At 65.0% G+C, this 13,209-nt stretch carries 14 protein-coding genes; 9 read left to right on the top strand and 5 right to left on the bottom strand.

The genetic code is table 11. The features are described from left to right. Positions 1 to 74 precede the first annotated feature (74 nt). From murI to NTCA1_RS21735, 4 genes are all read left to right on the top strand, one after another. Positions 75 to 911, top strand: a complete 837-nt coding sequence (gene murI / locus NTCA1_RS21720) for a glutamate racemase (RefSeq protein ID WP_159831819.1) — start codon at positions 75 to 77, stop codon at positions 909 to 911. Then, positions 908 to 1,792, top strand: coding sequence for a hypothetical protein (locus NTCA1_RS21725; protein ID WP_201282563.1), 885 nt, complete (start codon positions 908 to 910; stop codon positions 1,790 to 1,792). The genes murI and NTCA1_RS21725 overlap by 4 nt, the downstream gene beginning before the upstream one ends. Positions 1,793 to 1,841: 49 nt before the next feature. Continuing rightward, positions 1,842 to 3,056 carry a 5-aminolevulinate synthase gene (gene hemA, locus NTCA1_RS21730; RefSeq protein WP_086492736.1) on the top strand — a complete coding sequence of 405 codons (1,215 nt, stop codon included), beginning with the start codon at positions 1,842 to 1,844 and terminating at the stop codon, positions 3,054 to 3,056. Between the two features lie 150 nt (positions 3,057 to 3,206). Further along, positions 3,207 to 4,307: an NADH:flavin oxidoreductase/NADH oxidase gene (locus NTCA1_RS21735; RefSeq protein WP_159831820.1), complete on the top strand. Its 1,101-nt coding sequence runs from the start codon at positions 3,207 to 3,209 to the stop codon at positions 4,305 to 4,307. Between the two features lie 107 nt (positions 4,308 to 4,414). On the opposite strand, the gene NTCA1_RS21740 is transcribed toward NTCA1_RS21735, so the two are convergent. The 5 genes from NTCA1_RS21740 to NTCA1_RS21760 all read right to left on the bottom strand — a co-directional run bounded on the left by NTCA1_RS21740 (position 4,415) and on the right by NTCA1_RS21760 (position 9,284). Further along, a complete protein-coding gene (locus NTCA1_RS21740) occupies positions 4,415 to 5,638 on the bottom strand; it encodes a type III PLP-dependent enzyme (protein WP_086492734.1) in 1,224 nt (407 codons plus the stop codon). A gap of 393 nt (positions 5,639 to 6,031) precedes the next feature. After that, the gene (locus tag NTCA1_RS21745; RefSeq protein WP_133083814.1) at positions 6,032 to 7,210 is read right to left on the bottom strand and encodes a carboxynorspermidine decarboxylase; all 1,179 of its coding nucleotides are present in this window, start codon (positions 7,208 to 7,210) and stop codon (positions 6,032 to 6,034) included. Positions 7,211 to 7,305: 95 nt separating this feature from the next. After that, positions 7,306 to 7,656 (bottom strand): DMT family protein, encoded by a 351-nt coding sequence (locus NTCA1_RS21750; protein ID WP_086492732.1) that lies wholly within the window; start codon positions 7,654 to 7,656, stop codon positions 7,306 to 7,308. A gap of 6 nt (positions 7,657 to 7,662) precedes the next feature. Beyond that, positions 7,663 to 8,073 carry a hypothetical protein gene (locus NTCA1_RS21755; protein WP_086492731.1) on the bottom strand — a complete coding sequence of 137 codons (411 nt, stop codon included), beginning with the start codon at positions 8,071 to 8,073 and terminating at the stop codon, positions 7,663 to 7,665. Continuing rightward, entirely contained in the window at positions 8,073 to 9,284 is a 1,212-nt protein-coding gene (locus NTCA1_RS21760) for a saccharopine dehydrogenase family protein (RefSeq protein WP_086492730.1), read from the bottom strand. Before NTCA1_RS21760 ends, NTCA1_RS21755 begins: the two co-directional genes overlap by 1 nt. A 342-nt stretch (positions 9,285 to 9,626) precedes the next feature. Here NTCA1_RS21760 and NTCA1_RS21765 point away from each other — a divergent pair, with 342 nt between their 5' ends. The 5 genes from NTCA1_RS21765 to NTCA1_RS21785 all read left to right on the top strand — a co-directional run bounded on the left by NTCA1_RS21765 (position 9,627) and on the right by NTCA1_RS21785 (position 13,194). Next, the gene (locus tag NTCA1_RS21765; RefSeq protein WP_086492729.1) at positions 9,627 to 10,847 is read left to right on the top strand and encodes a DUF3419 family protein; all 1,221 of its coding nucleotides are present in this window, start codon (positions 9,627 to 9,629) and stop codon (positions 10,845 to 10,847) included. 9 nt (positions 10,848 to 10,856) lie between these two features. Continuing rightward, on the top strand, positions 10,857 to 11,501 hold the full coding sequence (locus NTCA1_RS21770; RefSeq protein WP_159831821.1) for a class I SAM-dependent methyltransferase: 645 nt from the start codon (positions 10,857 to 10,859) through the stop codon (positions 11,499 to 11,501). A gap of 66 nt (positions 11,502 to 11,567) precedes the next feature. Then, positions 11,568 to 12,560 carry a threonine/serine dehydratase gene (locus NTCA1_RS21775; RefSeq protein ID WP_201282564.1) on the top strand — a complete coding sequence of 331 codons (993 nt, stop codon included), beginning with the start codon at positions 11,568 to 11,570 and terminating at the stop codon, positions 12,558 to 12,560. A 74-nt stretch (positions 12,561 to 12,634) separates the two neighbouring features. Beyond that, positions 12,635 to 12,859, top strand: a complete 225-nt coding sequence (locus NTCA1_RS21780; protein ID WP_159831823.1) for a hypothetical protein — start codon at positions 12,635 to 12,637, stop codon at positions 12,857 to 12,859. Positions 12,860 to 12,930: 71 nt separating this feature from the next. Beyond that, the gene (locus tag NTCA1_RS21785) at positions 12,931 to 13,194 is read left to right on the top strand and encodes a hypothetical protein (RefSeq protein ID WP_159831824.1); all 264 of its coding nucleotides are present in this window, start codon (positions 12,931 to 12,933) and stop codon (positions 13,192 to 13,194) included. The last annotated feature ends 15 nt before the right edge of the window (positions 13,195 to 13,209 follow it).

The raw sequence follows: 13,209 nt of genomic DNA on the forward strand, positions 1-13,209 counted from the left end.
ATATGCTGGCGGCTTTGAATATTGCCCTTTGCTGCTCCGACTGGTTAACAGGGCGCAAGATCCAGGAAAAAGCGATGTCCTCCCCACTCCCCCAAGCGCCCTTTTCCACGGCTCCGGTCGATCCTTCGGCGCCGATCCTGCTTTTCGATTCGGGCGTGGGCGGCCTCACCGTCCTGGGCGAACTGCGCAAGGTTCTGCCGCAGGCGCCGGTGATCTATGCCGCCGACATGGCCGGACTGCCCTATGGCACCAAGACCGAGGCGCAAGTGACGGCCCGCGTCGCCGGGCTGCTCGGCCGCATGACCGAACGCTTCGCCCCGCGCCTCGTCTGCATCGCCTGCAATACCGCCTCCACGATCGCGCTGGGCATGGTGCGCGAAGTGCTGGAAGTGCCCGTGGTCGGCACCGTTCCTGCCATCAAGCCCGCCGCCGCCATGACGCGCAGCGGCGTCATCGGCCTGCTCGGCACCCAGGCAACGATCCGGCAGGCCTATGTCGACCGCCTGGAGCACGAATTCGCAGGCGACAAGCGCCTGCTCCGCTATGGCGGGCCGGGCCTGGTAGAAGCCGCAGAGGCCAAGCTGCGCGGCGAGCGGGTCGATCCCGCCGCCGTGATCCGCGCGGCCGAGGCGCTGCGGGCCATGCCGGGCGGCGAGAATATCGACACGGTCGTCCTCGCCTGCACCCACTTCCCGCTGCTCGAGGACGAACTGGCAGAGGCCTTCGGACCCGGCGTGCGCTTCGTCCACGGCGCCGAGGGCATCGCCCGGCGCATCGCCCATCTTACCGAGGGGCAGGAATACGCTCGCCAGCAGCCCGACCGCGCGCTATTCACCGGACCGGGAGAATTCCCCGGGGCGTACGGCGAAGCGCTGGCGCGTTACGGGTTGCCTGAAGGCGGAAGGTTTTGACACCACGATTCAATCTGCTTCTTCTCATTCTGTTGCTGCTCGTCGGCGTACCGCTCTACTGGTTCCAGTTCGACAGCAGCGCGCCCGGCGCAAAGCCCCTGCCGCTCACGATGTCGCGCCTGCGCGAACTGGCCGGGAGCATTCCGGGGGAAGCCCCCCACGAACTGCGCCAGGAAGTTCTGGGCTATCGTTCGGTACTCTACAACCGGATCGCCGCCGGTAGCGGCCTTCGCCCGATCCGCCTGGCCGTCCGCGCCTTCGAACTGGTCGTTCCCGGACATCCGCCGATCCTGATCGATGCCGGAACCACCCCGGCGGAAGCGCGCGAACGCGATCTCCATGACTTCGATTTCGCCGCGCAGCAACGCGTGGACCGGAGCGCGCAAGGCGCCGCGCTGAAACTCCTGCTGCTGGACCGCCCGCTCCACCGCGGCAATACCGCGCTGACCTCGCCGCTAGCCGCCGCCCTGCCCGACCTTGGCGGCGGCGAACCGCGCGCGGTGGCGCCGGGCATCGTCGCGATCCCGCTGGAAGGCATGCCGGACCGGGCGATGATGGTCTACACGCGGCTCGCGGACGGCCGCGAGTTCCTGTTCACCGGAGACGTCGCCACGGTGGACGCCAACTGGCTGGACGCCCGCCCACCCGCCCGCACTTTCGCCACGCTTGCCAAGGCGGACGAGCGCCGCCTGACGGTATCCTGGCTGAAGACCATCAAGGCGCTGAAACGCGCCGCCCCGACGATGATCATCGTCGCAGGTCACGAACCCCGCGATGTGCCGGGCATTGCAAGCGGATTTGCAAAAGATCGATCACAGTCCGCAGGACAAGCGACTGGTCATGTCCCCGGTGATCATGTATTTGCCCGCAGCAACGGGTAACAGCCCAAGGACAGACAGTCCCCCAAAGGCGAACGCAGGAAGTGCCCAGGTGAACTACGAACACATTTTCGATCAGGCGATCGAGCGCCTCCACTCGGAAGGCCGCTACCGCGTCTTCATCGACATCCTGCGCAACAAGGGCGCCTATCCGAACGCCCGCTGCTTCGCGGGCCACAACGGCCCCAAGCCGATCACCGTGTGGTGTTCCAACGACTATCTTGCCATGGGCCAGCACCCCAAGGTGATCGAAGCCATGGAAGAGGCGCTGCACGACGTCGGCGCCGGTTCCGGCGGCACGCGCAATATCGGCGGCAATACCCACTACCACATCGAACTCGAAAGCGAGCTTGCCGACCTGCACGGCAAGGAAGGCGCGTTGCTGTTCACTTCGGGCTACGTCTCGAACGACGCCACGCTTTCCACTCTCGCCAAGCTGCTGCCGGGCTGCGTGATCTTCTCGGACGAGTTGAACCACGCCTCGATGATCGCGGGCATCCGCAATTCGGGCTGCGAGAAGCGGGTATGGCGCCACAACGACCTCGAACATCTCGAGGAACTGCTGGCCCAGACCGATCCCGCCCTGCCCAAGCTGGTCGCCTTCGAATCCGTCTATTCGATGGATGGAGACGTCGCCCCGATCCACGCGATCTGCGACCTTGCCGAAAAGTACAACGCCCTCACCTATATCGACGAAGTCCACGCCGTGGGCATGTACGGCCCGCGCGGCGGCGGCATTACCGACCGTGACGAGGCCGCGCACCGCATCGACATCATCGAGGGCACGCTGGGCAAGGCTTTCGGCGTGATGGGCGGCTATATCGCCGCCGACCAGAAGATCATCGACTGCATCCGCTCCTATGCGCCCGGCTTCATCTTCACCACCTCGCTGTCGCCGGTGCTGGTGGCAGGCGTGCTCGCTTCGGTGAAGCACCTCAAGAGCTCCAGCGCCGAGCGCGAGGGCCAGCAGCGCTCTGCCGCGATGATGAAGCAGATGTTCCGCGATGCGGGCCTGCCGGTGATGGATTCGACCACGCACATCGTGCCGCTGATGGTTGGCGATCCGGTCAGGGCCAAGAAGATCAGCGACATCCTGCTCGCCGAATACGGTGCCTATGTGCAGCCGATCAATTTCCCCACCGTACCGCGCGGCACCGAACGCCTGCGCTTCACCCCGGGGCCGGCCCATACCGAGGCGATGATGCGCAATCTCACCGAAGCGCTCGTCGAGATCTGGGAACGGCTGGAAATGCGCCTCGCCGCCTGAGTCTTTTGCGTCCGAGCATTTCGCGGGCGCAAAAAATTCTTTCGAAAAGGGCTCCCCGCCAAGGCGGTGGAGCCCTTTTCATTTGCCGTGCCGTCCCCACGTTCACCCGGTCGCCTCCCCTCCCCCGCGACAACGATCAAAAGGACTTCCATGGCCAAGCTGTTCGAGCCGATCACCATCGGCAACCTCACCCTTGCCAATCGCATCGTCATCGCCCCGATGTGCCAGTATTCGGCGGAAGACGGGCGGATGACCGACTGGCATGCCATGCACCTCGGCAATCTCGCCCAATCCGGCGCGGGCATCCTCACCATCGAGGCCACTGCCGTCGCTCCCGAAGGCCGCATTTCCTACGCCGACGTCGGCCTCTGGGACGATGAGACCGAAACCGCCATGGGCAAAGTGCTGGAATCGGTGCGCCGCTGGTCGGACATGCCTATCGCCATCCAGCTTGGCCACGCAGGACGCAAGGCCAGCACCGCCAAGCCCTGGGACGGCGGCGGACAGATCGCACCCTACGCAGAGAATGGCTGGCAGACGGTATCCGCCTCCGCCTTGCCCTTCCTTGCCCATGAGAACGCGCCCCAGGCGCTCGACAAGGCCGGTCTCGACCGCATTCGCGATGCTTTCGCCGATGCCGCCCGCCGCGCAGCCCGGCTCGGCATCGACGCCGTCCAGATCCACGGCGCCCACGGCTACCTGCTCCACCAGTTCCTCTCCCCGCTCTCCAACCGGCGCGAGGACGAATATGGCGGCAGCCTCGAAAACCGCATGCGCTTCCCGCTGGAAGTCTACGACGCCGTGCGCGCGGCTTTCCCTGCCGACAAGCCGGTGACGATGCGCGTCTCGGGCACCGACTGGGTCGAGGGCGGCTGGGACATCGAGCAGACCGTGGCCTTCGCCAAGGCACTGGAGGCACGCGGCTGCGCGGCCTATCACGTCTCCAGCGGCGGACTGGACGCCGGGCAGAAGATCCCCGTCGGCCCGAACTACCAGGTTCCGCTCGCCCGCAAGGTCAAGGAAGCCGTATCGATGCCGGTGATCGCCGTGGGCCTCATCACCGAGCCCGAACAGGCCGAGGCGATCGTCGCCACCGGCGAGGCAGACATGATCGGCCTTGCCCGCACCGTGCTCTACGATCCCCGCTGGCCCTGGCACGCCGCCGCCGCGCTGGGCGCGACGGTCAAGGCCGCGCCGCAGTTCCTGCGCTGCCAGCCGCGCGTCTACAAGGACCTCTTCGTCCAGGCCTGAGGCTGATCGCGTCGTCCCGGATCAAGTCCGGGACGACGGTTTCGAATACGAAAAAGCCCGCCGGAACCGAAGTTCCAGCGGGCCTTTTTATAATCGCTTCGATCAGATCAGCGCAGCGAAACCACGTTGTCCGACACGCGCGGGTCCTTGCGCTCGCCGGTGTAGAGGCTCGCCATCGGCTCGTCCGAGACGTTCAGCACTTCGCCGGTACCGAAGCCGTTGAAGGCCGTGCGCATCGCCGCACCATAGGCACCGAGCATGCCCACTTCGATCCAGTCGCCCGCCTTGATGTCGGCGGGAAGCATGAACGGGCCTTCCATGAAGTCGGCATCGTCGCAAGTCGGGCCGTAGAACGAGAAGCCCTGAAGCTCTTCGGAACGCTCGCCGCCGACCGCCATCTCGCGCGAGATGCACTTCACCGGGAAACGCCAGGCCACGTGCGCCGCATCGTAGAGTGCGCCATAGGCACCCTCGTTGATGTAGAGTTCGTCGCCGCGACGCTTCTCGACCTTGACGATCATCGAGCTGTACTCGGCCGACAGCGCACGACCGGGCTCGCACCACAGTTCGGCGTTATAGGCGATCGGCAGGGCTTCGAAGTGACGGTGGATCACCTGGAAGTAATCTTCCAGCGGCGGAGGTTCCATGCCCGGATAGACCGAGGGGAAACCGCCGCCAACGTCGATCATGTCGATGACGACACCGGCATCGGCGATCGCCGCGCGGGCACGCTCCAGCGCCTGGACATAGGCGAAAGGCGTCATCGCCTGCGAACCGACATGGAAGCACACGCCCAGCCAGTCCGCCACCTGACGGGTGGCCTGGAGCAGTTCGCCCGCATCTGCCAGATCCACGCCGAACTTCGAGGCCAGGCTCAACTCCGAATATTCGGAAGAAACGCGCAGACGCACGCAGAGGCGCAGGTCCGTGGCGCGGTTGCCTTCGGTATCGGTGGTGGCATCGAGGATCTTCTCGACTTCCTCGATGGTGTCGAGGCTGAAGGTGCGCACGCCGTGTTCGAAATAGGCTTCGCGGATCGCGCTGGCCGTCTTGACCGGGTGCATGAAGCACAGGGTCGCGTCGGGCAGAGCGGCGCGGACCATGCGGACTTCGCCGATCGAGGCGACGTCGTAATGGGTGATGCCGTTCGCCCAGAGGATCTTGATGAGATCCGGCGAGGGATTCGCCTTCACGGCATAGAGCGCCTTGCCCGGAAACTTCGTGGCGAAGAAACGGGCGGCGCGCGCAGCAGCGTGCGGGCGGTTCAGGATAACGGGTTCGTCGGGCGCGATTGCGCGCGCTACGGCCGGTGCGTCAAGAAATTCGAGCAACTCAAGGGACCCCCAAACGGAATTGTTAAAGACAAAAGCTGCCTTGCGGTTTGGAAGTCCCCATGGGGCAGCGAGGGGCGGGATATAGGACCCCCAAGCTGAATCGCAAGTGAAAAAAGGCCTGTTTCACAGAAACGTCACAAAGGGAGATCGCTTGAAGGCTCATGCTGTCTCTCCGTTCAATTTTACCAAGATATTCCAATATCTTGATCCGCACGACCTACTGCCGCCCGGTGAAACGCAATCACCACGGGCGACACGGTTTTCACGGTTACAATGCGCGGCGGCGCCCTGCCGTTTCGTGCGATTCGACCCTGAAGGGACCGAATGGGGCAATCGCGGGACGTATCGAGCCGTCACGCGCCGTTTGCCCCATCGAATCCGGCGCGCCGATCAGCTCAGGCGGCCGCGGAAATCCTCGTAATCGAAGCGGCGAATGCATTCGAGCGAGTCGGTTTCCGAATCCCACAGCCAGATCGACGGCAGCGGCACGCCGTTGAAGGTCGTGGTCTTGACCATCGAGTAATGCGCTTGGTCGAGAAACGCGAAGCGCGCGCCCGGTTCGGCATCCACCGGCAGGATGTAATCGCCGATGACATCCCCCGCGAGGCAGGACGGCCCGCCAAGACGCACGGGTTCGCCTTCGCCTTCCTCCTTTTCACCCAGCATGGCCGGGCGATAGGGCGCCTCGATCACGTCGGGCATGTGGCAGGTCGCCGAAACGTCCACGATCGCCACCGGCATGCCGTTGAACGACGTGTCGAGCACCGAACCGACGAGGATCCCGGCGTCGAGCGCAACCGCCTCGCCCGGTTCGATGTAGACTTCGGCGCCGGTGTCTTCCTGAAGATCGATCAGGAATTCCACGAGTTCGTCGCGCTGATAGTCGGCGCGGGTGATGTGGTGCCCGCCGCCCAGGTTGATCCACTTGAACTGGCCGAAGAACGGCTCGAGATAATCGAAAGCCTTGTCCCAGGTGCGGCGCAGTGGTTCGAAGTCCTGCTCGCACAGGGTGTGCATGTGGATGCCGTCGATCATCTCGACGTGCTCTTCGGTCAGCTGGTTGATCGGGAAGCCAAGCCGCGAGTGCGGGGCGCAGGGATCGTACTTGGGCACTTCGCCTTCTGCATGCATCGGATTGACGCGCAGGCCGATGTCGAAAGCCTCGCCGCGCGCGCGGGCCGCCTCGATCTGCGCCCAGAAGCGTTCGATCTGCATCGGCGAATTGAAGATCACATGATCCGAGAGGCGCAGGATCTCGTCGAGGTCCTGTTCCTTGTAGGCGGCGCAATAGGTCGCGATCTCGCCGTCGTAGAACTCGCTGGCAAGGCGCGCCTCCCACAGGCCCGAGGTGCATACGCCGTCGAGATATTCGCCCACGATCGGCGCGGTGGACCACATGGAAAACGCCTTCAGCGCAGACAGCACCTTGGCGCCCGATCGCTCGCCGATGTCGGCAAGGATGCGAAGGTTGTCGCGCAACTTCGCGGCATCGACCACGAAGCTGGGGCTGTCGACGCGCGACAGGTCGAAGTGGGCAAAGGCTCCCGGATCGCCGGCGCGGGTTTCCATGTTCGTTCAATCCTTTTCGGATGGCTCGCGAAGGGAGCCGAATTTGCACATGACACTGGCAGATGGCCTCGGCCAAGCCCAGCTTCAAGAACGTGTCAGCCGAACGGCCCCTTGAAGATGAACCACGCCCCTGCCCCGACCAGTGCGAAGCCGACGATCTCGTTCAGGCCCGGTTTCTGCCCGAACAGCGCCCAGGCCACCAGCACGAAGGCGGTCAGCGACATGGCCTCCTGAAGGACCTTGAGCTGCCCCAGCGAATAGACCTGGCTGCCGATGCGGTTCGCGGGCACGGCCAGGCAATATTCGAAGAAGGCGATGCCCCAGCTCATGGCGATCGCCACCCACAGCGCCTTGCCCGGCATCTTGAGATGCAGGTACCAGGCCGTGTTCATGAAGAGATTTGAGCCCGCGAGCATGGCCACGGGCGCTACGAAAGTCCAGTTCATGGCCGCTCAATCGACGCAGATCGCGGCGACGGCCTTGCCGTTCCTGACTTCGGCATAGCAGCCGTAGAGCCTGTCGTCGGCCTGGCAGGTGCCGCTGGCCGCCTTGTCGGGAGAGACCGCACCCGCGCTGCCGACGCATTTGCCCTGGCACTGGGCGGAATCGGTACATTGCTTGCCCGCATCGGCATAGGCATGGACGCATTGCTCCATGCCCAGCCTGCCACGGCGCTGCACGGTGCCGCCTTCAGCCTCGCAGGCTGCGCGATCCGCGGGAGCCATGTCGCGGCTGTAGCTCTGGTCCTGGCCTTTTTCGCCGCCAGCGGGCGGAGTGGGAGGCTGCGGACCGTCCTGCGGCGCGCAGCCGACCAGCGCGAGCGCGCCGAAGGCCGCGACGAGGACGGTCCGCAAGCTGCGCATCAGAACGCCAGAGGTCCGTCGAGTTCCTCGACCGTCCAGGGCAGGCCATGCTGGTTGAGCATGTCCATGTAGGGGTCGGGATCGAACTGCTCCATGTTGAACACGCCCGCACCGCTCCACTTGCCGGTCAGCAGCATGGCCGCGCCGATCATCGCCGGGACGCCGGTGGTGTAGCTGACGGCTTGGTTGCCGGTTTCGGCAAAGGCATCTTCGTGATCGCAGATGTTCTTGATGTAGAACGTCTTCTCGCCCGAACCGTCCAGCGCTTCGCCGGTCGCGATGTCGCCGATGTTGGTCTTGCCCTTGGTGGTCGAACCAAGCGAGCTGGGCTCGGGCAGCACGGCCTTGAGGAACTGCAGCGGAATGATTTCCACGCCGTTGTAGATCACCGGATCGATGCGGGTCATGCCGACGTTCTGCAGCACGGTGAGGTGCTTGATGTACTCGTCACCGAAGGTCATCCAGAAGCGCGCGCGCTCCATTTCGGGGATGAACTTCGCGAGGCTTTCCAGTTCCTCGTGGTACATCATGTACATGTTCTTGGGGCCGACGGCTTCGAAGTCGAAGCTCTGCTTCACGCCCATCGCCGGGGTCTCGACGAATTCGCCGTTCTCCCAATGGCGGGCAGGCGCGGTGACTTCGCGGATGTTGATTTCCGGGTTGAAGTTCGTCGCGAAGGCCTGGCCGTGGTCGCCGCCATTGCAGTCGAGGATGTCGAGCGTGCGGATGGTCTTGAGCTTGTGCTTCTTGAGCCACATCGCGAAGACCGAAGTGACGCCCGGATCGAAGCCCGAACCGAGCAGCGCGGTAAGGCCCGCTTCCTTGAACTTGTCCTGGTAGGCCCACTGCCAGTGATACTCGAACTTGGCCACGTCCTTGGGCTCGTAGTTCGCGGTGTCCATGTAGTTCACGCCCGTCGCCAGGCACGCGTCCATGATCGCGAGGTCCTGGTAGGGCAGCGCGAGATTGACGACGAGCTTGGGGCCGATCGAGCGGATCAGTTCGCTGGTCGCGGCCACATCGTCGGCGTCGATCGCATAAGTGCTGATCGAGACGCCGGTGCGCTGCTTGACCGATTCGGCAATCGCCTCGCACTTGGAAACCGTGCGGCTGGCGAGGTGAATGTCCGAGAAGATGTCGGGATTCATCGCCATCTTGTGGACCGCGACAGAACCGACGCCGCCTGCGCCGATCACCAGAACCTTGCTCACCAATCTGTCTCCTTAACGCGATAATCGCGAACTGCCGCATATAGAGGCCCTGTGTGACAACTCAACTGTGAGGATTTTGGTCCGGTCTCACGACCGGCAAAAATGGCCGTTCGGCCATTTTTGTGCGGCACCGGCCCACGCCCCCACCCGACCTCCCATCTAGGATACACTGAATGGGAGGTCGGGTGGGGGCGTGGGCCGGTGCCGCAAGCTCGTCACGGATGTGACGAGCGCACCCGACAACAACTGTCATAATCCGCCATCGTCCCGTCATCGCCCGGTCACCCGCCAGAGGCATTGGAGCCGCACAAGTTTCATACGGCCTCGGGGGACCGCAGAACCATGTCGAATGCCCATCCCGCTTCCAAGCTTATCGAAGGCGCCGTCGTCCGACAGGAGACGAAGGCGGGCGCCCGCCTGCTCGACAAGGCTTTTGCCCTCGCTTTCAAGGGGCTGGTCTATGCGCAGATCTGGGAAGACCCGGTCGCCGACATGGAGGCGCTCCAGATCGGTCCCGACAGCCGGATCATCACGATCGCCAGCGGCAGCTGCAACGCACTGTCCTATCTCACCGCCGATCCCGCCGCGATCACTTGCGTCGATCTCAACACCGCGCATATCGCGCTCGGCCGCCTGAAGATCGCCGCGATCCGCAACCTCACCGACTATGCCGACTTGCGCCGATTCATCGCCGAGGCCGACCAGCCCGGCAATGTCGCGACCTACCGCGACCGGCTTGCCCCCCACCTCGACGAGGCGACCCGCCGCTACTGGGAAGGCCGCGACCTCGTCGGTCGCCGCCGGATCAAGGGTTTCGCGCGGGGCATCTACAAGCAGGGGCTGCTCGGCCATTTCATCGGCGCCGCCCATGTCCTCGCCAAGCTCTACAAGATCGACCCCAGCGAGATCCTCGGCGCCGAGACGCTGGAGGAACAGCGCCGCGTGTTCGACGAACGCTTCGCCCCGATCTTCGAACGCAAACTGGTACGCTGGCTGACCGACCAGCCTGCCTCGTTGTTCGGTCTGGGCATTCCGCCCGCGCAGTACGACGCTCTGGCGGGCGGCAACCGTATGGCCGACGTGCTGCGCGCGAGGCTCGAAAAGCTCGCCTGCCATTTCCCGTTGGATGACAACTACTTCGCCTGGCAGGCCTTCGGGCGCGGCTATGGCCGCCAGGCCAAGGCGCCATTGCCGCCCTATCTGCAGGAAGGCAACGTGCCCCAGGTGCGCGAGCGCCTGGGCCGCCTCACCTTGCGTCATGCCAACTTCACGCAGGTTCTCAAGGAAAGCGCGGAAGCCTCGCTGGACCGCTACATCCTGCTCGACGCGCAGGACTGGATGAGCGACGCGCAGCTTACCGAACTCTGGAGCGAGATCACCCGCACCGCCCGCCCCGGTTCGCGCGTGCTGTTCCGAACCGCTGCCGAACCGACCCTGCTCCCCGGCCGCGTGCCCGAGGACATCCTCGCCCGCTGGGACTATCGCGAGGCGGAATCGCTGGCGGCGACCCGCGCGGATCGTTCGTCGATCTACGGCGGCGTCCACCTCTACGTGCTGCGCTGAGGCCCTGCGATGACCGGCACCGCCGCCGCGCAGGACCATGCCGCACTGATGGACAAAGTCTATCGCGGCCAGCGCCACATCTACGACTTCACGCGCAAGTACTACCTCTTCGGCCGCGACCGGCTGATCCGGGACCTCGATGCAGCCCCCGGCATGGCGGTGCTGGAGGTCGGCTGCGGCACGGGGCGCAACCTCGAACTGATCGCCGCGGCCTGGCCGGGCGTGGCCTGCCACGGTTTCGACATCTCCACGGAAATGCTCAAGAGCGCCGCGGCGCGGCTTGGCGAGAGCACACGGCTTGCACAAGGCGACGCAACGCGGTTCGATTCGAACGCCCTGTTCGGCTGCGAAGGTTTCGACCGGGTCGTGCTGTCCTATACGCTTTCCATGATCCCCGGCTGGCAGGCCGCGCTGAAACAGGCAGCCGCGGCTCTGAACCCGGATGGCGTGCTCCATGCCGTCGATTTCGGCGACCTCTCCGGCCTCCCCTTCCCCTTGCGCAGCGCCTTGCGAGCCTGGCTGGCGAAATTCCACGTCAGTCCCCGGCTCGACCTGCCCTCGGTCGCCGCCCGCCTTGCCGAGGAACAGGGCCTGCGGCTGGAAGTAAAGTGTGGGCCGCTCGGCTACTATCAGATGGTGCGCCTCTACCGCTGAACCTCGGGAGCGAATTGGAGCACGACCCGGTTCAGTATGGGCCGATCATGCTCTATGGCCCTGCGCATGAGCCAGATTTCCGATTATCGCCCCACCGCCCAAGGCGTGGCCGTCGCCGCCCGCAAGGTCGCGGAGATCCTGCCTAGGACGCCGCTTCTGCCGCTCGAGGTCGAAGGCCGCACGATCTGGTGCAAGGCCGAAAGCCTCCAGCCCGTCGGCGCCTTCAAGATTCGCGGCGCCTGGCATCGCCTGACCGCACTCACCGATGCGGAGCGCGCGCGCGGCGTCGTCGGCGTATCCAGCGGCAACCATGCCCAGGGCGTCGCCTGGGCCGCCCGGCGACTGGGAATTGCCGCCAAGATCGTCATGCCGGTGGACGCCCCTGCGGTGAAACTGGCCAATACCCGCGCGCTGGGCGCAGAAGTCGTGCTCTACGACCGCCCCGGCGGCGAGGATCGCGATGAAGTCGCCCGGAGACTCTGCAGCGAAAGTGGCGCCACGCTGGTCCATGCCTATGGCGACCCGTGGATCATCGAGGGCCAGGGCAGCACCGGCACGGAAATCGCGGCGCAGATGGAGGAACGCGGGATCGGCGCGCCCGACCTCGTGGTCACGCCCTGCGGCGGCGGCGGCCTTACCGCTGGACTGGCGCTGGCCCTTCCCAAGGCCGCCATCGTTCCGGTGGAGCCGGAGGGCTGGGACGATGTCTGCCGCAGCCTCGAAGCGGGGGAAATCAGGCGCGTCTCGCCGGACGCCCCGCCGACTGCCTGCGACGCGCTCCAGACCCCCGCGACCTGGCCGATCAATTTCGAGATCCTGAAGGCCCGCTGCCCGTTCGGCCTGATCGCGACGCCCTCGGAAATCCGCGCAGCTCAGCGCCTGGCCTTCGCAAAGCTGCGCCTCGTGATCGAGCCGGGCGGCGCCGCCGCGCTGGCCGCCGTGCTGGCCGGAAAAGTGGAACTGACGGATCGGACCGCCGTGGTGCTGTCCGGCGGCAATACCGATGCGGAAGCCTTCGCAAAGGTGCTGCTTGCGCCATCCCAGGACAGTTTCAACTGAAAGTATATCTGGATCGCCCTCCCGGACTGCACTAATCTTTCGCGGATAAGAAAGTCTGCTTCGGGAGTGCGATCATGGAAAGCCATCGCGCGTCATATTCGGTTTCGTCCCTGCGCTGGGGCTTTGCCGCGCTGGAGACGCTGCTCGTCCTGATTACCTTCGCCGCACTGACGGACAACCTTCTCGATGCCGACTGGGGCCTTAGCTGGTCGACATTCTTCGTCGGCCTGATCGGCAGCGTCTGGGCCCTGGTGATCTATCAGCTGATTGCCGCGCAAATGTCCGGGAAAACCGACTGATCCTGAGCTGGGCCGGCGCCGCTGGGAAATGCCCTCTTGGGCATTCTCCCAACACCCTCTAAAGCCGGCTCATGGATTTCGACGACCAGCTCCGCCGCTATTTCGGCACCGACGACCTTACGACCATCGCCCCCGCCACGCTGGAAACCGGCATAGACCGGATGCGCGTCGATCTGGGCATGGAGAAAGACCGCAATCGCCGCTTCGCCTTGTGGTCCCTGCTCTATCTCTTCAACGCCTCGCCCGATCTGGACGTGGCCTTCGAGGATGAGGACGACCGCAATGCCGCGCGGGACTTCATGGACATGATGACGCAGGCCCAAGGCCCGGGCTGATCCCGCGCCCTCCCG

The organism is Novosphingobium sp. TCA1 (assembly GCF_009811895.1).
Classification (GTDB): domain Bacteria; phylum Pseudomonadota; class Alphaproteobacteria; order Sphingomonadales; family Sphingomonadaceae; genus Novosphingobium; species Novosphingobium panipatense_A.